The organism is Parendozoicomonas verongulae (assembly GCF_009711465.1).
Lineage (GTDB): Bacteria > Pseudomonadota > Gammaproteobacteria > Pseudomonadales > Endozoicomonadaceae > Sansalvadorimonas > Sansalvadorimonas verongulae.
The window spans coordinates 1-398 of sequence record NZ_SMME01000233.1; the positions used below are offsets into that span (position 1 = coordinate 1).

Annotated in this window: 1 protein-coding gene; it reads left to right on the forward strand. The window is 48.7% G+C overall.

The annotated features are described in order from the left end of the window. Positions 1-25 precede the first annotated feature (25 nt). On the forward strand, positions 26-398 hold a 373-nt coding region (locus E1189_RS22200), incomplete at its 3' end, for a hypothetical protein (RefSeq protein WP_230459826.1).

The window sequence follows — 398 nt, forward strand, 5'->3', positions numbered from 1 at the left end:
TTACCTGGCCGAAGCAGCGAGATTGATGGAAGCTATGGACTTTGAAACCGGGATTAACTGGCCTGCCTGCTGGCAGGAACTCCAGAGTGTTTTAAATCAACCTGTTGCCAGCTATTGCCAGAAGGCGCCGGAGGTCAGTACTCAGCTAACAGATGTTATGGATACACAAGCTCAGTTGTTAAAGCCTGCGATAACAACGCTGGACAGCGGGACAAATTATAAGCAGCTTCCTGCGCAACAGGCGCAGTTGCCACAGTCTGTCATAAAAACTCTGGATAGCAGGACAAAATACGAGCAGCTTCCTGCGTCATGTATCAGCTACAAAAAAGTTTTTCAGACTGTCGACCATGATCCACGGATGACCCGTCTTCATGTATATGATATTGCTGCGACCCCCG